The following is a 16,078-nucleotide window of genomic DNA, read 5'->3' as shown; positions in this document are numbered from 1 at the left end:
TTTTTTGCTTGGCGAGCGTCAGCGGAAGTCGCCGAAGCCCGCCTGCAATGCCGCGATCGCGGCGAGTCCCGCGGTCTCGGTGCGCAGGATGCGCGGTCCGAGACGGAGTCCAAGGAAACCAGCCGCGCGCAATTGCTCGCGGTCGTTGTCGGACCAGCCGCCTTCCGGGCCGATCGCGAGGTAGACCGGAGTCGCTGCGTCCAGCGCGAGCGTGCCGAAGGACAGTTCGCCTTCCGGATCCAGGATCAGCCGCAGTCCACCGGCAGGCAATGACGACAGCGTTGCCGCCAGCGATACCGGCACGTGCACGTCCGGCACCTGCGCGCGGCCACTTTGTTCGCAGGCCGAGGCGACGACGCTGCGCCAATGCGCCAGGCGCTTCTCCGCGCGGGCTTCGTCCAGCTTCACTTCGCTGCGCTGCGACCACAGCGGGTGGAAGCCCGATGCGCCCAGTTCGGTCGCTTTCTGCAGGATCAGGTCCATCTTCTCGCCGCGTGCCACGCCCTGCAGCAGCACCAGTTGCAACGGCGATTCGCGGGCGACGTCGGCGACGCCTTCGATCGCGACACGTACTTCGCGCTTGCCCGTGGCGGCGATGCGCCCGGCATAGTCGCGGCCGTCGCCGTTGAACAGCACGCAGGCATCGCCGATGCCCAGGCGCAAGACGCGGGTCAGGTGTGCTGCGGCGCTTTCGGGCAGGACGACTTCGCTGCCGACCTGCAGAGGTTTTTCGACATGAACGCGGGTCAGGCGCATGCGGCCTCCTCGATGGCGTGGTCCATGGCGGCGCGCGTGGTCGCGGCCAGCAACTGCAGCGCATCGTCGTCGATGCAGTACGGCGGCATCCAGTACAGCACGTCGCCCAGCGGCCGCAGCAGCACGCCGCGATCCAGCGCGGCGCGGTAGGCGCGCAGCCCGATGCGTGCGGCCGAATCGAACGGCGTGCGCTTGTCGCCGTTACGCGTCAGTTCGAACGCGACGATCATGCCGGCCTGGCGCACGTCGGCCACGTGCGGGTGGTCTGCGAATGCAGCCGCCAGGTCCGCCATGCGCTGCGAGGTGACGCGGTTGCGCGCGATGACGCCGTCGCTGGCGAAGATGTCGAGCGTCGCCAGTGCCGCGGCGCAGGCGAGCGGGTTGCCGGTGTAGCTGTGCGAATGCAGGAAGGCCTTCTCGCGCGAGTCGTCGAGGAAGCCGTCGTAGATCGATTGCGTGGCCAGTACCGCGGCCAGCGGCATCGAACCGCCGGTCAGGCCCTTCGACAGGCACAGCAGATCCGGTTGCACGCCCGACTGCTCGCTGGCGAACATCGTCCCGGTGCGGCCGAAGCCGACCGCGATCTCGTCGGCGATCAGGAACACGCCGTGCGCATCGCACAACTCGCGAACCAGCTTCAGGTACAGCGGATCGTGCATGCGCATGCCGCCGGCGCACTGCACACGCGGCTCGAGGATCAGCGCGCAGACTTCATCGGCATGGCGCTGCAGCAGTTCGCCGAGCGTACCGGCGGCGCGCCGGGCGCGGTCGGCCGGAGTTTCGCCTGGCTCGCACTGGTAGGCGTCGGGCGAGGGTGCGAACAGCGCTTCCGCCAGCAGCGGCGCGTAAACGCGGCGGTACAGCGGGATGTCGCCGACCGCGAGTGCACCGAGCGTCTCGCCGTGGTAACCGTTGTCGAGCGCGATGAACTTGGTGCGTCCCTCCACGCCGCGATTGCGGAACCAGTGGAAGGCCATCTTCAGCGCGACCTCGACGCCGGCCGAGCCGTTGTCGGCGTAGAACACCTTGGTCAGCGGTTCGCGCCCCGGCTCGCGCGGCGCGATGGCGAGCAGCCGCTCGGCCAGTTCGACCGCGGGTGCATGCGAGCAGCCGGCCAGAATCACGTGCTCCAGCGTCGTCGCCTGCCGGGCGATCGCGGCGGCGATGCGCGGCTCGGCATGGCCGAACAGATTGGTCCACCAGCTCGAGATCGCGTCCAGGTAGCGGTGGCCGTCGCGGCCCACCAGCCAGGGGCCTTCGCCGCGGGCGATAGGCAGCAGCGGCAGTGTGTCGGGATGCTCGCGCATCTGCGTGCACGGGTGCCACAGCACGGCAAGGTCGCGCCTGCGCCAGGCCTCGGCGTCGTCGCCTGCAGCCTGCGCGGCCGCAGCCTCTGTTAGCATCCCGGCATCGTGAGTCGTCTTGTGCATCCCTCCATTATCCCGTCAATGCGCCTGCCGCGCTGTGCCGACGCCGGCACCCGACCCGGGGCCGCGCGATGACCCGCCGGCTGCCCATCATCCACCGCATCACCGAGCACGACGCCGGTCCGTACCGGCTCGAGCGGCTGGACCTGGAGTTCGCCAACGGCGAGCGCCGCCATTACGAACGCCTGCACGGCCGCGGCCACGGCGCCGTGGTGGTGGTGCCGATGCTCGACGACGACACCGTGCTGCTGGTGCGCGAATACGCCGCCGGCGTGCACCGCTACGAGCTCGGCCTGGTCAAGGGCCGCATCGATGCCGGCGAGACCCCCGAGCAGGCCGCCGATCGCGAGCTGAAGGAAGAAGCCGGCTACGGCGCCCGTTCGCTGACGGTGCTGCGCGCGCTGACGCTGGCGCCAACGTACATGAGCCACCAGGCGCACCTCGTGCTGGCGCGCGACCTGTATCCCGAGCGGCTGCCCGGCGACGAGCCGGAAGAGCTGGAAGTGGTGCCGTGGAAGCTCGACGCGCTGCATGAGCTGATCCTGTGCGAGGACTTCTCCGAGGGGCGCAGCATCGCGGCATTGTTCATCGCAAGAGAATGGTTGAGGACGCAACCGGCATGATTTCCCGTGAGCTGCGCGAAGGCGTGATCGCGCTGGCGCAGGACGCCGCAGCGGCGATCCTGGGCATCTACGACAGCGAGTTCGCCGTCCAGCACAAGGACGACGACTCGCCGCTGACCGCGGCCGACCTGGCCGCGCACCGCTGCATCGTCGACGGCCTGGCGCGGCTGACGCCGGACATCCCGGTGCTGTCCGAGGAATCCGCGCACGAGGTGCCGACCGCGATGCGCCGCCAGTGGACACGGCTGTGGCTGGTCGACCCGCTAGACGGCACGCGCGAGTTCGTCAAGCGCAACGGCGAGTTCACCGTCAACATCGCGCTGATCGAGGATGGCGTCGCCGTGTTCGGCGTGGTGCAGGCGCCGGTGACGGGCCAGTTGTGGCACGGCGGCGCGACGCTGGGCGCGTTCCTGCGCCAGGGCGACCGGGAAACGCAGCTGCGCGTGCGTGCGCCGGCGACGTCGCCGCTGCGCGTGGCGGCCAGCCGCTCGCATCGCGATACCCGCACCGAAGGGTTCATTGCCAGGATGGGCGAGGTCGAGCCGCTCGGCCTGGGATCGTCGCTGAAGTTCTGCCGCCTCGCCGAGGGCGGCCTGGACGTGTATCCGCGCTTCGGCCCGACCAGCGAGTGGGACACCGCGGCCGGGCAGTGCGTGCTCGAAGGCGCGGGCGGCGGTGTGTTCGATCCGCAGGGCCGGCCGTTCCGCTACAACCAGCGCGAGCGCATCCTCAACGGCGATTTCATCGCCCTGGGCGATACCGCTCTGCCGTGGAGGCAATGGCTGCATGGCTGAAGACCGGAGCGCCGGCACGCTACCCGGCGGAATCGAGGGCCTGGTCGAGATCATGGCCCGGCTGCGCGATCCGCAGCACGGCTGTCCGTGGGACGTTGAGCAGACCTACGCCACGATCGCGCCGTACACGATCGAGGAGGCCTACGAAGTCGCCGACGCGATCGACCGCGGCGACCTGGCTGACCTGAAGGACGAGCTCGGCGATCTGCTGCTGCAGGTCGTGTTCCATGCGCGCATGGCGCAGGAAGAAGGCGCCTTCGGTTTTGACGATGTCGTCGCTGCGATCAGCGACAAGATGGTGCGCCGGCACCCGCATGTGTTCGGCGACGCCTCGGTGGAAGACGCCGAGGCGCAGACGATCGCCTGGGAAGAACAGAAGCGCCGCGAGCGCGAGCAGAACGGCCACCAGGACACGTCTGCGCTCGCCGGCATCGCGCGGGGGCTGCCGGAATGGCAGCGCGCGGTGAAGTTGCAGAAGCGCGCCGCCCGCGTCGGCTTCGACTGGCCGGACGTGACGCCGGTGATCGCCAAGCTGCACGAAGAGATCGAGGAAGTGCGCGTCGAGTTCGCGGCGCTGGAAGCCGACCCGGGCGACGCCGCCGCCCGCGACCGGCTGGAGGACGAGATCGGCGACCTGCTGTTCGTCGCCGCCAACATCGCAAGGCACGCCAAGGTCGACGTCGGCGCCGCGATGCGCCGGGCCAACCTCAAGTTCGAGCGCCGGTTCCGGGCGATGGAAGTGTTGGCCGAGGCCGACGGCACCGGCCTTGCCGGCCTGTCGCTGCAGGAGCAGGATCGTTATTGGGACCGTGCCAAGGCGGACGAAAAGGGTTGACCTGACGGCCCGAGGAGGGCGCATGTCGCAGCAGTTCCACAGCTTCCGCGAGTTCTACCCGTTCTACCTGAGCGAGCACAGCAACCGGACCAGCCGGCGCCTGCACTTCATCGGCAGTTGCGGCGTGCTCGCGCTGCTGGTGGTCGCCGTTACCCAGGGCAACGCCTGGTGGCTGCTGGCGGCACTGGTGTGCGGCTATGGCTTCGCCTGGGTCGGCCACTTCTTCTTCGAGAAGAACCGGCCGGCGACGTTCCGGTACCCGTTCTATTCGTTCGTCGGGGACTGGGTGATGTTCCGCGACATCGTCAGCGGCAAGATCCGGTTCTGAGCCGGGCAGGCCCGGGACGGATGTCCGGGCTCAGTCGAGGAAGATCAGCCACGCCGCGACGGCGATGAGCCCGAAGCCGGCCCAGTGGTTCCACTTCAGGGGCTGGTCGAGGTACCAGGCGGAGAAGCCGGCGAACACCAGCAGGGTGATCACTTCCTGCATGCCCTTCAGCTGGGGCGCCGAGTAGACCGAGCTGCCAATGCGGTTGGCGGGGACCATCAGGGTGTATTCGAACAGGGCGATGCCCCAGCTGGCGACGATGGCCATCAGCAGCGGCGCCGACTTGTACTTGAGGTGGCCGTACCAGGCGAAGGTCATGAAGACGTTCGAGCCCAGAAGGAGCAGGATGGGGGCGAGGCGGTCGAAGGGCATGGGGGCTGGCGCTGAATGGAAACTTACGTCGGAATCGGCGTAGCCTATCGCCTTCACGTGTCCTCTACCCGCAAGACGGCAGCCTTCACAAAACTGAAGGAGGGGATGGCCTTATGCAAGGTGGCAGAGATGGCGGTCTGGTCCTGATCGTTGAGGACAACCGCAACATTTCCGAGATGGTGGGCGAGTACCTCGAAAGCCGTGGCTTCGAGGTGGACTACGCCTCTGACGGTGTCGACGGCTACCGCCTGGCCGCCGAAAACAACTACGACGTGGTCGTGCTCGACCTGATGCTGCCGCGCATGGACGGCATCGAGGTCTGCAAGAAGCTGCGTGAAGAAGCACGCAAGTCCACGCCCGTGCTGATGCTCACCTCGCGCGACACCCTCGATGAAAAGCTCACCGGCCTCGGGGCCGGCGCCGACGATTACCTGACCAAGCCTTTCGCCATCCAGGAACTGGAAGCACGGCTGCGCGCGCTGATCCGTCGCGAGCGCCGCCAGGTGGGAGGCGAGGTGCTGAAAGTCGCCGACCTCGTGCTCGACCCGGCCAGCCTGCGCGTGACGCGCGGCGGCAGCGAGCTGCAGCTGTCGCCGATCGGCCTGCGCCTGCTGACGATCCTGATGCGCGAATCGCCGCGCGTGGTCAGCCGCCAGGAAATCGAACGCGAGATCTGGGGCAACGGCCTCCCGGACTCCGACACGCTGCGCAGCCATCTCTACAACCTGCGCAAGACCATCGACAAACCGTTCGAAAAGCAGCTGCTGCATACGGTGCAAAGTGCCGGTTATCGCGTGGCGGACATTTCGCAACCACCGGACTGACGCAACGTTTCCATGCCACAGGGGCTTCCTCGCAGGATCAAGCTTGCGTTCGTCACGCAGGCCTTGATCGGCAGCATCGTGATCACGCTGGGCATCACGCTCGCGGCGGTCATCGTGCGCCATTCCGTGATCGAGCAGCGCGTGCGCAGCGAGGCCGAGGCCTTCTGGGTGGCGCGCGCGATCCAACCCGACCATCGCCTGCCGGTGTCGTCGACGATGACCGGCTACCTCGTCCTGGCAGGAAAGAGCGACGACGCATTGCCGGAAGCATTGCGGGACATGGAGCCCGGCTTGCATCGCTCTTCCGAGCCCGGCCGCATGGTGTTCGTGGATGTCCGGCCGCAGGGCACCTTGTACCTGGTGTTCTCGGCGTGGATGGCCGACCAGTCGGTATTGCTCACCGGCCTGGTGTCGCTGCTGTTGTCGCTGCTGACCAGTGGCGTGCTGATCTGGCAGACCTACCGCACGTCCAAGCGGCTGGTGACGCCGGTGAGCTGGCTGGCGAACCAGGTCGCGCAGTGGGATCCGCGCGACCCCGACGCCAGCGCGATCTCACCGGCCCGCCTGCCTGCCGATGCCGGCGAAGAGGTCAGCAGGCTGTCCAGCGCCCTGGGCGGCCTGGCCACGCGACTGAACGAGTTCGTGCAGCGCGAGCGCGACTTCACGCGCGATGCCAGCCATGAGCTGCGTACGCCGCTGACGGTGATCCGGGTCGCCAGCGACCTGATGCTGGCCGAGCCAGATCTCCCGCCGCGCCTGGAGCGCTCGCTCAACCGGGTCAGGAATGCCGGCCGCGACATGGAGGCGGTGATCGACGCGTTCCTGATCCTCGCCCGGGAGTCCGACGTCGCGCCGCTGAGCGAGGAGTTCGCGGTGCGCGAGATCGTCGATGCCGAAGTCGCGAAAGTGAAGCCGGAGCTGGCCGACAAGCCGGTCGAGCTGAGCGTGCGCGACGAGGGTGCGCCACTTCTTACCGCGCCGCGCCACGTGCTGAGCGTCATGGTAGGCAACCTGCTCGAGAATGCCGTGCACTACACGGACCAGGGCCGGATCGAATTGCTGCTCGCGCAGGACCGCATCGAGATCCGCGACAGCGGCATCGGCATGACGCCGGAAACGCTGGCCAAGGCCTTCGATCCGTTCTTCCGTGCAGACGATCGCCGCGCTGACGGACGCGGCATGGGCCTGTCGATCGTGCGTCGCCTCGGCGACCGCTTCGGCTGGCCGGTCACGCTGAGCAGCACGCCCGGGCAGGGCACCCTCGCGGTGATCCATTTCGGCCACTGAACCGCTCGCGGCTGCGACGGTCTGAGCTGCTGGTGCATCTGTCAGGATGCACGGCCCTGAACGAATCCCTTCCGACGCTGTCAACCGCGTGCCTTCGCGCGCGTTTCCGCCGGCATGACCACCCAAGCGAGCCCCATGAGCGCAGCACGCAAGCCCACCGCAGCACGCAAACCCCACTGGCTCCGTAACGGCGCAGTCCGCAACACCGTGGTCGCCGTCGCGGTGCTGGCCGTCGCCACCGGCGCGTATCTCTACCGGCAGCGCGGCGCGGAGGCGTCGGCCGGCACGTATCGCACTGCGACGGTGGAGCGCGGCGACATCCGCGTGGCGATTTCCTCGACCGGCACGCTCAGCGCGATCTCGACGGTGACGGTCGGCAGCCAGATCTCGGGCCAGGTGACGGAAGTGCTGGCCGACTTCAACGACAAGGTCCGCAAGGGGCAGGTGATCGCCCGCATCGATCCGCAGACCTACGAAGCCCAGATCGCGCAGGGCAACGCGCAGATCGCCAACGCACGCGCGACGCTGGAACAGGCGAAGGCGACGCTGCTCAATGCCGAGCTCGATTACCGCCGCAAGGCCGACCTCGGCGCGCGCGAGCTGGTGGCGCGCAGCGACGTGGACCTCGCCAAGGCCGCGCTGGACCAGGCACGCGGACAGGTGAATGCCGCGCAGGCGCAGATCGGCCAGCAGACCGCCTCGACGCAGACCACGCAGGTCAACCTCGACCGCACCGTGATCCGCTCGCCGGTGGACGGCGTCGTGCTTACGCGCAGCATCGAGCCGGGCCAGACCGTGGCCGCGAGCCTGCAGGCGCCGGAGCTTTTCACCATCGCCGAGGACCTGAGCAAGATGCAGATCGTGCTGGCGGTGGACGAGGCCGACATCGGCCAGGTTCGTCCGGGACAGAACGTGTCCTTCACCGTCGACGCGTTTCCCGACCGCCAGTTCCGCGGCAAGGTCGAGCAGGTGCGCCTGTCGGCAACCACGACCAGCAACGTCGTCACCTACCCGGTGGTGGTGACGGTCGACAACAGCGACGGCACGCTGCTGCCAGGACTTACGGTCAACGCGGAGATCGAAGTCAGCCGTCGCGACGACGTGCTCAAGCTCGCCAATGCGGCGCTGCGCTACAAGCCGGCCGACAACGGCACGCCTGGCCAGCCGCAGGTGACAGTCATGCGCGGCGGCGGCAGCGGCCTGATCGACGACCTGTCGCGCACGGCGGCCAGCCTGAAGCTCGACGCCGGACAGCAGGCGGCGTTCGACGAGGCGGCCGCGGCGGTGCGACAGCGCCAGGCTGCGCGCCAGGCGCAGGCGTCGCCGGACGGTGGTAACGGCAACCGGCTGTTCGGAGCAGGCGGCGGCCGAGGTCCGGGCGGCCCGGGCGGGATGATGGTCGTCGCCGGTGGCAGCGGCGCCAATGTGCAGGCGCAGATCCGCCAGCGCATGGCCGAGCGGTTCCGCGAGGATTTCGGCACCTTCCGCTCCAGCCTCGACGACGCGCAGCGGCAGCAATGGGATGCCGCGCTGGCGGCGCTGTTGAACGCCAAGCGGGCGACGATTTACCGCATCGTCGACGGCAAGCCGCAGCCGCTGATGGCGCGCATCGGCGCCAGCGACGGCACCACCACCGAAGTGTCCGGTGGCGGCCTCAAGCAGGGCGACCTGATCGTCACCGGTGAGCGTGCCCGCGAATGAGCGCTGCGTCCGGCAACATCGCGGTGATCCGCACCGACGGGCTGTCCAAGACTTACGCGTCCGGCACCGAGGCGGAGGTCCTGGCGCTGCGCGGCGTCGACCTGCGCATCGAACGCGGCGAGTTCGTCGCGATCATGGGGCCGTCCGGTTCCGGCAAGTCGACGCTGATGAACCTGATCGGCTGCCTGGACACGCCCACGTCCGGCACCTACGAGTGCGACGGTGTCGACGTGTCCACGCTCGATGCCGAAGACCTCGCCGCGCTCCGGCGCGACAAGATCGGATTCGTGTTCCAGGGCTTCAACCTGCTGCCGCGCATGAGCGCGCTGGAGAACGTGGCGATGCCGCTGGGCTACGCGCGCGTGCCGCCGCAGGACCGCCTGGATCGTGCCCGCGAGATGCTCGCCTCGGTGGGCCTGGGCGACCGCACCAGCCATCGCCCGACCGAACTGTCCGGCGGCCAGCAGCAGCGCGTGGCGATCGCGCGCGCGCTGATCAACCGGCCGCCGATCCTGCTTGCCGACGAACCCACCGGCGCGCTCGACAGCCGCACCGGTGAGGAGATCCTGTCGTTGTTCAAGCGACTGCGCGACGACGGCCACACCATCGTGCTGATCACCCACGATGCAGGCGTCGCGGCCCACGCCGACCGCACCTACGTGATGCACGACGGCGCGCTGCATGACGGTGTGCCGCACGCGGAGCAGACGGCATGAAGTTCTCCGACATCCTCCGCACGGCAATCTACGCGTTGCGCGGCAACTGGCTGCGCAGCGCACTGACGTCGCTGGGCGTGATCATCGGTATCGCGGCGGTGATCGTGATGGTCTCGGTCGGTCAGGGCACGCAGGCCGAGATCGACAAGATGGTGTCCGGGCTCGGTTCGCAAAGGCTGGACATCGGTTCCGGCGCGGGACGCGGGCCGGGCGGCGGTGCCGTGCGCATGAGCGCGGCCAGCTTCTTCACCCTCAACGAGGGCGACGTCGAGGCGATCCGCACGGAGATTCCCGAAGTGCAGTACGTCGCCGGCGCACTGCGCGGCAATACCCAGGTCGTCTACGCGGAGAACAACGCGTCGACCAGCTGGCAGGGCGTGCAACCGGAGTTCTTCGACATCAACGGCTGGTCGCTGGCCGATGGTGAGGGCTTCGACACGCAGGACTACGGCAGTGCCGGCAAGGTGGTGATCCTCGGTGAAACGGTGCGCCGGACACTGTTTGGCGACGAATCCGGCATCGGCCAGACCATCCGCCTGGGACGCGTGCCGTTCACCGTGGCCGGCACGCTCAAGCCCAAGGGGCAGGGCGGATTCGGCCAGGACCAGGACGACGTCGTGATGGTGCCGCTGGAGACCGCGCGCCGGCGCCTGATGGGCGCGATGGGCCTGCCGGCCGGCGCGGTGATGCAGATCGCGCTGACCGTCGGCGACGCCAAGGACCTGGGCTATGCGCAGGGCGAGGTGGAAGCGCTGCTGCGCCAGCGGCATCGCATCAACCCGGGCGACGAGGACGACTTCAACGTCCGCAACATCTCCGAGATCGTGGCCACGCGTACGCAGACCACGCGGCTGATGTCCTTGCTGCTCGGCGCGGTGGCGACGATCTCGCTGATCGTCGGCGGCATCGGCATCATGAACATCATGCTGGTGTCGGTGACCGAGCGGATCCGCGAGATCGGACTGCGGATGGCGGTCGGCGCCGGTCCGTCGGACGTGCGACGGCAATTCCTGGCCGAGGCGATGCTGATCTCGCTGATCGGCGGCGTGCTCGGCATCGCGATAGGCGTGGTCGGCGCGCTGCTGGTCGGCAGGTTCGGTTCGCTTCCGGTGGCGTTGAATGGGCAGGTGATCGCGCTGGCCGCGACCTTCTCGATCATGACCGGCCTGTTCTTCGGCTATTACCCCGCGCGGAAAGCCTCGCAGCTCGATCCGATCGAGGCGTTGCGGCAGCAGTAGCGGCCCCGCATGGCAGCAGCGGATGCGCCGCTGCTGCCGATCACTTGGCGCCTGCTCGTCCATACCCACCCTTCCACACCGCCGTGGCGCGTCCGATGGCGCTATCCTCGAAGCTCACGACGGAAGCCCGCCATGCGCACCCACTTACTGATCCCGCTCCTCGCCCTCGCCACCATGAATGCTTACGCCGCCGACAAGCCCGCTTCGCCGAAGACGGCGCTGGTCATCCACGGCGGTGCCGGTTTCGTTCCCAAGGATTCGATCAGCGACGAGGACCGGCGCGAATACCACGCCGCGCTGAACCGCGCGCTCGATGCAGGCAACAAGGTCCTCGGCAGCGGCGGCAGCGCGCTGGACGCCGTCACCGCGGCGATCGTCGTGATGGAGGAGTCGCCGATGTTCAACGCCGGCAAGGGCGCGGTGTTCAACGCCAAGGGCGGCCATGAGCTCGACGCTTCGATCATGGAAGGCCACACGCGCCGCGCCGGTGCGGTGGCGGGCGTCACCACGGTGCGCAACCCGATCAAGCTGGCGCGTACCGTGATGGAACAGAGCCCCCACGTGATGCTGGCGGGCGCAGGCGCGGAGGCGTTTGCCGATACGCATCCGGAGATCGAGCGCGTGCCCAACAACTGGTTCGACACCGACAAGCGCCGCAAGCAACTGGAGAAGGCGCAGCAGGAAGAGGCCGCCAAGGGCAAGCGCGAGGCGCGCACTTCCGACGGCGATGCGCCGACCTATTTCGGCACCGTCGGCGCGGTCGCGCTCGACGCGCAGGGCCATATCGCCGCGGCCACCAGCACCGGCGGCATGACCAACAAGAAGTGGGGTCGCGTCGGCGACTCGCCGATCATCGGCGCCGGTACCTGGGCCGACTCCCGCTGCGGCGTGTCGGGCACGGGCTGGGGCGAGTTCTACATCCGCAATGCGGTCGCCCACGACATCTGCGCGCGTGTCGCCTACCGGGGCGACTCGCTGCAGGCGGCAGCCGAGGAGGTCGTCAACAAGATCGTGCCGGCAGCGGGCGGCGATGGCGGTGCGATCGCGCTGGACAGCGACGGCAACATCGCCATGCCGTTCAACAGCGGCAGCATGTTCCGTGGCTGGATCAAGCCCGACGGCAGCCGCGGCACGGCGATCCATGAGGAAGAGGCTAGCGCCGAGGCGACGCGCCGCAGGTAACGCGAGTATTCAAGCGCGCCGGCGCGCGATGCGCCGGCGCTGTTCCTCGGGGCGATTCAGCCGCCCTGCTGGCTGGCCCAGGCGTCCATCCGCTTCTTCATTTCCTCCGGCGACACGTCCTCGACGTGCGAGCCGAAGCTCCACTTGTGGCCGAACGGATCGGTTACGGAACCCATGCGGTCGCCCCAGAACTGGTTCTCGACCGGCTTGTCGACCTTGGCTCCGGCCTTCACCGCGCGGTCGAACGCCTTGTCGGCGTCTTCGACATACAGCACGAACGAGGAGGTCGCGCCGCCGCGCGACTTCGGGCCGAGCGCGCCCATGTCCGGCCATTCGTCCGACAGCATCACCATCGAGTTGCCGATTCGGATCTCGGCATGACCGATCTTTCCGGCCATCGGCAAGCGCACCACCTCTTCGGCGCCGAGCGCCTCGCGATAGAACGCCAGCGCACGTTCGGCGTCATCGACGATCAGGTAGGGCGTCACGCTGTGGTAGCCGTCGGGAACGGGATTCACACTCATGGGCAGGTCTCCATCCGTTGGTGGGCGAGGGTCAGTGCGGCAGCTTGCTGGCCAGCAGGTCGACGCGGTCGATCTGCGGGGGCGTGGCGAGCAGTTCGTCGGCGCGTGCCATCAGGGCCGCGGCGATCGGTCCATCGAGGTGGGCCTGGCGACCGGCCTCGGTGTCGAAGGTGTCGTAGATGCCGAAGCTGCTGGGGCCGAAACGCAGTGCGAACCAGGTGCGGGTGCCGGGCTCGGCCTCGGCCAGGGGCAGCGCGCTCTTCAGGAACTGCTCGAGCTGCTCTTCCTTGCCGGGCTTGGCCTCCAGCCGGGCGAGCAGGGCGCAACGGGACATGGCGGGGCTCTCCGGGGGGCGGCAGGTCAGGCTAGGCGGGCGGCCGCTAACGCCATGCGAAAGCCGCACGGCCGGATCGGGAGCCCGGTGCGAACGGCGCCGGAACGGGCCTTATGGCAAAATCGGCCCCCTGTCGCGGCCATCCCACCGCGGTTCACCGTCGATCCGAACCATGTCGAACCTCGAGCAGTCCCTGCCCGGACACGCGCAGCCAAAACGCGCCGGCTTCCCCTCACAGGCCTGTTGAGTTCCCCATGGCAGACGAGTTCGGACACCTTCCGCGCGGACCCGCGCGCATCTTCAAGGCCGCCAAGTGGTCGATGCAGGGCCTGCGCGCGGCCTGGTTGCACGAGTCGTCGTTCCGGCTCGAGGTCTACCTGTTCGTCGTGCTGGCCCCGCTGGGCTGGTGGGCCGGACAGACCGGGGTGGAGCGGGCGTTGCTGGTCGGCTCGATGCTGCTGGTCCTGAGCGTGGAGCTGCTCAACTCGGCCGTCGAGGCCGTGATCGAGCGCTACGGGCCCGAGTACCACGAGCTCGCCGGACGCGCCAAGGACATGGGCTCGGCAGCGGTGTTCGTGCTGATGATGAACGTGCTGCTGACCTGGGGCGCGATCCTGCTGCCCCGAGTGCTCTGACCGTCCACAAGAACACGACACGAAGAGAAGGATCCGGGCCCCGCCCGGCCGATGTTTGAAAACAATGTTCAGGAAGCAAGCAAGTGATTGAAATGCTCACCGATCCGCAGGTCTGGATCACCCTCGTCACCCTCAGCGCGATCGAGATCGTGCTCGGCATCGACAACCTGGTGTTCATCTCGATCGCGGTCAGCAAGCTGCCGTACGCGCAGCGCGAAAAGGCGCGCCGCTTCGGTATCGCGGTGGCCTGCCTCACCCGTATCGCCCTGCTCGCGACTCTGGCCTGGCTCGCTGGCCTGACCAGCGAACTGTTCAACCTGTTCGGCCTCGGGATCTCGGTCCGCGACCTGGTGCTGATCCTGGGCGGCGCGTTCCTGGTCGTGAAGGGCACCATGGAGATCAAGGACCTGATCGTCGGTGAGCCCGAGTCCGAGGACGTGCACACCAAGCCGGCCGCGTCGTTCATGGCGGTCATCGCCCAGATCGCGGTCATCGACATCGTCTTCTCGCTGGATTCGGTCATCGCCGCGGTCGGCATGGCCAACCACCTGCCGGTGATGGTGGCGGCGATCCTTTTGGCCGTGGGCGTGATGCTGCTGGCGTCCAAGCCGCTGGGCCACTTCATCGACCACAACCCGACGATCAAGATGCTGGCGCTGGCCTTCATCGTCCTGGTCGGCGTGTTCCTGATCGCCGACGGCTTCGATGTCCACGTTCCCAAGGGCTACATCTATGTCGCGATGGGCTTCTCGGCCCTGGTGGAGTGCCTGAACCTGTGGGCCAAGCGTCGCGCGCAGAGCCGCCTGCTGCCGGAATAAGGCGCGTTCTCCGGGCGGCTTCGAAAGCGCCTGTTCTTTTCGCGTGAAGGGATCCGTAACACCTCTCCCCTCGTGGGAGAGGTCGACGCGTGAAACGCGTCAGGTGAGGACGCTCGGTCCGTTGCGCGCCGCCCCCGCGGGTGGTGCAATGCCGGCCTATGTCTCGGAAGGAGTCGCGTCATGTCCCGGTTCGCCCCCCGCGTTGTCCAGGTCTTTGTGCTGGCCTGCCTGGCCGTCATGCTCAGCGGCTGCGGTTACAACACCATCCAGCAGAAGGATGAAGCGGTCACGGCCGCGTGGTCTCAGGTGCTGAACGTCTACAAGCGCCGCGCCGACCTCGTGCCGAACCTGGTCAACACCGTGCGCGGCTACGCCAGCCATGAGCAGCAGGTGCTGACGCAGGTCACCGAGGCACGCTCCAGGGTTGGCAGCATCAACGTCAACGCAAACGACCCGGCTTCGCTGGCTCAGTTCCAGCAGGCGCAGGGCGAACTGCAGAGCGCGATCGGCCGCCTGCTGGTGGTCAGCGAGAACTATCCGCAACTGAAGGCCGACCAGAACTTCCTGCAGTTGCAGGCACAGCTGGAAGGCACCGAGAACCGGATCACCGTCGAGCGCCAGCGTTACATCGGCACGGTGCAGGACTACAACACCTACATCCGCCAGTTCCCGGTCAACCTCACGGCGATGATGTTCGGCTACAAGCCCAAGCCCAACTTCACCGTCGAGAACGCGGCGCAGATCCAGGAACCGCCGAAGGTCGATTTCGGCCAGCCGGCTCAGCCGCAGCCGCAACAGCAGCCGCAGCAGCCACAACAGCCGCCGCAGCAGCAGCCCGCTCCGGCGAACGGCTGAGCCGGCGCGGTAAGCGGCCGTGACCAGATGGCGCATCGCCGCGCGGCGCGTGGCCGCGTTGATGGTGTTGATGCTCGCCTGCGCCTTCGCGCAGGCGCAGCAGCTCGCGCCGATTCCGCCACTGACGTCTCCGGTCATCGACACGACCGGCACGCTCGATGCCGCCACGAAGCAACAGCTGGAGGCGCAGGCGCTCGCGCTGCAACAGCGCAAGGGCAGTCAGTTGCAGGTGCTGGTCATTCCGACAACGCAGCCCGAGGACATCGCCCAGTACGCGGTGCGCGCGTTTGAACAATGGCGAATCGGCCGCAAGGGCGTCGACGACGGTCTGCTGCTGGTCGTGGCCAAGGATGACCGTCGCGTGCGCATCGAGGTCGGTTATGGCCTGGAAGGTGCCATTCCCGACGCGACTTCGGCGCGCGTGATCCAGGAATACATGGTTCCCAAGTTCCGCGCCGGCGACTATGCAGGCGGCATCCGCGATGCCTCCGGCGTGCTGGTCAAACTGATCGACGGCGAGCCGCTTCCGGCCCCGATGGCCGACCACCGCAGTGAGCGCGGTGCGGGCGGCAGCAGTTGGGTATTCGCGTTGTTCGTCGCCTTCATCGTCGCCCAGGTGGCGCGCGCCATCTTCCGCGGCGCGCCGGCGCCGTTGCGTGGCCTGCTGACCGCGGGTGCGGCGGGTGGCATCGCCTGGCTGATCTCGTCGCTGGTGCTGGTTGGCGGCCTGGGTGCACTGGTCGGCTTCTTCATGGGGCTGGTGACCATGCCGGCAGGCCGTTATGCCCGCGACCGTGGCTTTGGCGGCTGGGGGGGCGGCGGCTTCGGC

General features: G+C 68.2%; 19 protein-coding genes. 14 read left to right on the top strand and 5 right to left on the bottom strand.

What is annotated here, in order from left to right:
- Nucleotides 1–18 precede the first annotated feature (18 nt).
- Both IU514_RS16130 and bioA read right to left on the bottom strand, forming a co-directional pair.
- Nucleotides 19–756, bottom strand: a complete 738-nt coding sequence (locus IU514_RS16130; RefSeq protein WP_194932176.1) for a 16S rRNA (uracil(1498)-N(3))-methyltransferase — start codon at nucleotides 754–756, stop codon at nucleotides 19–21.
- Nucleotides 747–2,159, bottom strand: coding sequence for an adenosylmethionine--8-amino-7-oxononanoate transaminase (gene bioA, locus IU514_RS16125; protein ID WP_386761137.1), 1,413 nt, complete (start codon nucleotides 2,157–2,159; stop codon nucleotides 747–749). Before bioA ends, IU514_RS16130 begins: the two co-directional genes overlap by 10 nt.
- Before the next feature lie 95 nt (nucleotides 2,160–2,254).
- Here bioA and nudE point away from each other — a divergent pair, with 95 nt between their 5' ends.
- The 4 genes from nudE to IU514_RS16105 are packed head-to-tail and all read left to right on the top strand — an operon-like array spanning nucleotide 2,255 to nucleotide 4,763.
- Nucleotides 2,255–2,806 carry an ADP compounds hydrolase NudE gene (gene nudE / locus IU514_RS16120; protein ID WP_194932174.1) on the top strand — a complete coding sequence of 184 codons (552 nt, stop codon included), beginning with the start codon at nucleotides 2,255–2,257 and terminating at the stop codon, nucleotides 2,804–2,806.
- A complete protein-coding gene (gene cysQ, locus IU514_RS16115) occupies nucleotides 2,803–3,600 on the top strand; it encodes a 3'(2'),5'-bisphosphate nucleotidase CysQ (protein WP_194932173.1) in 798 nt (265 codons plus the stop codon). Before nudE ends, cysQ begins: the two co-directional genes overlap by 4 nt.
- Complete coding sequence (gene mazG / locus IU514_RS16110; protein WP_194932172.1) at nucleotides 3,593–4,435, top strand: nucleoside triphosphate pyrophosphohydrolase; 843 nt, start codon at nucleotides 3,593–3,595, stop codon at nucleotides 4,433–4,435. Before cysQ ends, mazG begins: the two co-directional genes overlap by 8 nt.
- Before the next feature lie 22 nt (nucleotides 4,436–4,457).
- A complete protein-coding gene (locus tag IU514_RS16105) occupies nucleotides 4,458–4,763 on the top strand; it encodes an Mpo1-like protein (protein ID WP_194932171.1) in 306 nt (101 codons plus the stop codon).
- A 30-nt stretch (nucleotides 4,764–4,793) separates the two neighbouring features.
- On the opposite strand, the gene IU514_RS16100 is transcribed toward IU514_RS16105, so the two are convergent.
- A complete protein-coding gene (locus tag IU514_RS16100) occupies nucleotides 4,794–5,135 on the bottom strand; it encodes a DMT family protein (RefSeq protein WP_194932170.1) in 342 nt (113 codons plus the stop codon).
- A gap of 113 nt (nucleotides 5,136–5,248) precedes the next feature.
- On the opposite strand from IU514_RS16100, the gene IU514_RS16095 reads away from it, so the two are divergent.
- From IU514_RS16095 to IU514_RS16070, 6 genes are all read left to right on the top strand, one after another.
- Entirely contained in the window at nucleotides 5,249–5,959 is a 711-nt protein-coding gene (locus IU514_RS16095) for a response regulator transcription factor (RefSeq protein ID WP_194932169.1), read from the top strand.
- 12 nt (nucleotides 5,960–5,971) lie between these two features.
- Nucleotides 5,972–7,246 carry a sensor histidine kinase gene (locus IU514_RS16090; protein WP_194932168.1) on the top strand — a complete coding sequence of 425 codons (1,275 nt, stop codon included), beginning with the start codon at nucleotides 5,972–5,974 and terminating at the stop codon, nucleotides 7,244–7,246.
- A 135-nt stretch (nucleotides 7,247–7,381) separates the two neighbouring features.
- Nucleotides 7,382–8,947, top strand: coding sequence for an efflux RND transporter periplasmic adaptor subunit (locus IU514_RS16085; RefSeq protein WP_194932167.1), 1,566 nt, complete (start codon nucleotides 7,382–7,384; stop codon nucleotides 8,945–8,947).
- A complete protein-coding gene (locus IU514_RS16080) occupies nucleotides 8,944–9,663 on the top strand; it encodes an ABC transporter ATP-binding protein (RefSeq protein ID WP_194932166.1) in 720 nt (239 codons plus the stop codon). The genes IU514_RS16085 and IU514_RS16080 overlap by 4 nt, the downstream gene beginning before the upstream one ends.
- Complete coding sequence (locus IU514_RS16075; protein WP_194932165.1) at nucleotides 9,660–10,901, top strand: ABC transporter permease; 1,242 nt, start codon at nucleotides 9,660–9,662, stop codon at nucleotides 10,899–10,901. The genes IU514_RS16080 and IU514_RS16075 overlap by 4 nt, the downstream gene beginning before the upstream one ends.
- A 132-nt stretch (nucleotides 10,902–11,033) precedes the next feature.
- Nucleotides 11,034–12,083, top strand: a complete 1,050-nt coding sequence (locus IU514_RS16070) for an isoaspartyl peptidase/L-asparaginase family protein (RefSeq protein WP_194932164.1) — start codon at nucleotides 11,034–11,036, stop codon at nucleotides 12,081–12,083.
- Between the two features lie 56 nt (nucleotides 12,084–12,139).
- On the opposite strand, the gene IU514_RS16065 is transcribed toward IU514_RS16070, so the two are convergent.
- A complete protein-coding gene (locus IU514_RS16065; RefSeq protein WP_194932163.1) occupies nucleotides 12,140–12,607 on the bottom strand; it encodes a VOC family protein in 468 nt (155 codons plus the stop codon).
- A gap of 31 nt (nucleotides 12,608–12,638) precedes the next feature.
- Nucleotides 12,639–12,941 (bottom strand): putative quinol monooxygenase, encoded by a 303-nt coding sequence (locus IU514_RS16060; RefSeq protein WP_194932162.1) that lies wholly within the window; start codon nucleotides 12,939–12,941, stop codon nucleotides 12,639–12,641.
- A 254-nt stretch (nucleotides 12,942–13,195) separates the two neighbouring features.
- On the opposite strand from IU514_RS16060, the gene IU514_RS16055 reads away from it, so the two are divergent.
- The 4 genes from IU514_RS16055 to IU514_RS16040 form a co-directional block, all read left to right on the top strand.
- Entirely contained in the window at nucleotides 13,196–13,576 is a 381-nt protein-coding gene (locus tag IU514_RS16055) for a diacylglycerol kinase (protein ID WP_194932161.1), read from the top strand.
- Between the two features lie 92 nt (nucleotides 13,577–13,668).
- Nucleotides 13,669–14,394: a TerC family protein gene (locus IU514_RS16050; protein WP_194932295.1), complete on the top strand. Its 726-nt coding sequence runs from the start codon at nucleotides 13,669–13,671 to the stop codon at nucleotides 14,392–14,394.
- Between the two features lie 180 nt (nucleotides 14,395–14,574).
- Nucleotides 14,575–15,249 carry a LemA family protein gene (locus IU514_RS16045; protein WP_194932160.1) on the top strand — a complete coding sequence of 225 codons (675 nt, stop codon included), beginning with the start codon at nucleotides 14,575–14,577 and terminating at the stop codon, nucleotides 15,247–15,249.
- A gap of 61 nt (nucleotides 15,250–15,310) precedes the next feature.
- The coding region (locus IU514_RS16040; protein WP_194932294.1) for a TPM domain-containing protein at nucleotides 15,311–16,078 on the top strand (768 nt) is incomplete at its 3' end.

This window comes from Lysobacter niastensis (assembly GCF_015453285.1).
Taxonomy (GTDB): Bacteria; Pseudomonadota; Gammaproteobacteria; order Xanthomonadales; family Xanthomonadaceae; genus Lysobacter_J; species Lysobacter_J niastensis.
Note: the sequence above shows the minus strand (reverse complement) of the source record. Positions and strands in the feature narration are given on the sequence as shown.

Bases quoted from the DNA above. Each gene is read 5' to 3' on its own strand.
- IU514_RS16130 (WP_194932176.1), bottom strand. From the start codon at position 756: ATGCGCCTGACCCGCGTTCATGTCGAAAAACCTCTGCAGGTCGGCAGC.
- bioA (WP_386761137.1), bottom strand. From the start codon at position 2,159: ATGCTAACAGAGGCTGCGGCCGCGCAGGCTGCAGGCGACGACGCCGAG.
- nudE (WP_194932174.1), top strand. From the start codon at position 2,255: ATGACCCGCCGGCTGCCCATCATCCACCGCATCACCGAGCACGACGCC.
- cysQ (WP_194932173.1), top strand. From the start codon at position 2,803: ATGATTTCCCGTGAGCTGCGCGAAGGCGTGATCGCGCTGGCGCAGGAC.
- mazG (WP_194932172.1), top strand. From the start codon at position 3,593: ATGGCTGAAGACCGGAGCGCCGGCACGCTACCCGGCGGAATCGAGGGC.
- IU514_RS16105 (WP_194932171.1), top strand. From the start codon at position 4,458: ATGTCGCAGCAGTTCCACAGCTTCCGCGAGTTCTACCCGTTCTACCTG.
- IU514_RS16100 (WP_194932170.1), bottom strand. From the start codon at position 5,135: ATGCCCTTCGACCGCCTCGCCCCCATCCTGCTCCTTCTGGGCTCGAAC.
- IU514_RS16095 (WP_194932169.1), top strand. From the start codon at position 5,249: ATGCAAGGTGGCAGAGATGGCGGTCTGGTCCTGATCGTTGAGGACAAC.
- IU514_RS16090 (WP_194932168.1), top strand. From the start codon at position 5,972: ATGCCACAGGGGCTTCCTCGCAGGATCAAGCTTGCGTTCGTCACGCAG.
- IU514_RS16085 (WP_194932167.1), top strand. From the start codon at position 7,382: ATGAGCGCAGCACGCAAGCCCACCGCAGCACGCAAACCCCACTGGCTC.
- IU514_RS16080 (WP_194932166.1), top strand. From the start codon at position 8,944: ATGAGCGCTGCGTCCGGCAACATCGCGGTGATCCGCACCGACGGGCTG.
- IU514_RS16075 (WP_194932165.1), top strand. From the start codon at position 9,660: ATGAAGTTCTCCGACATCCTCCGCACGGCAATCTACGCGTTGCGCGGC.
- IU514_RS16070 (WP_194932164.1), top strand. From the start codon at position 11,034: ATGCGCACCCACTTACTGATCCCGCTCCTCGCCCTCGCCACCATGAAT.
- IU514_RS16065 (WP_194932163.1), bottom strand. From the start codon at position 12,607: ATGAGTGTGAATCCCGTTCCCGACGGCTACCACAGCGTGACGCCCTAC.
- IU514_RS16060 (WP_194932162.1), bottom strand. From the start codon at position 12,941: ATGTCCCGTTGCGCCCTGCTCGCCCGGCTGGAGGCCAAGCCCGGCAAG.
- IU514_RS16055 (WP_194932161.1), top strand. From the start codon at position 13,196: ATGGCAGACGAGTTCGGACACCTTCCGCGCGGACCCGCGCGCATCTTC.
- IU514_RS16050 (WP_194932295.1), top strand. From the start codon at position 13,669: ATGCTCACCGATCCGCAGGTCTGGATCACCCTCGTCACCCTCAGCGCG.
- IU514_RS16045 (WP_194932160.1), top strand. From the start codon at position 14,575: ATGTCCCGGTTCGCCCCCCGCGTTGTCCAGGTCTTTGTGCTGGCCTGC.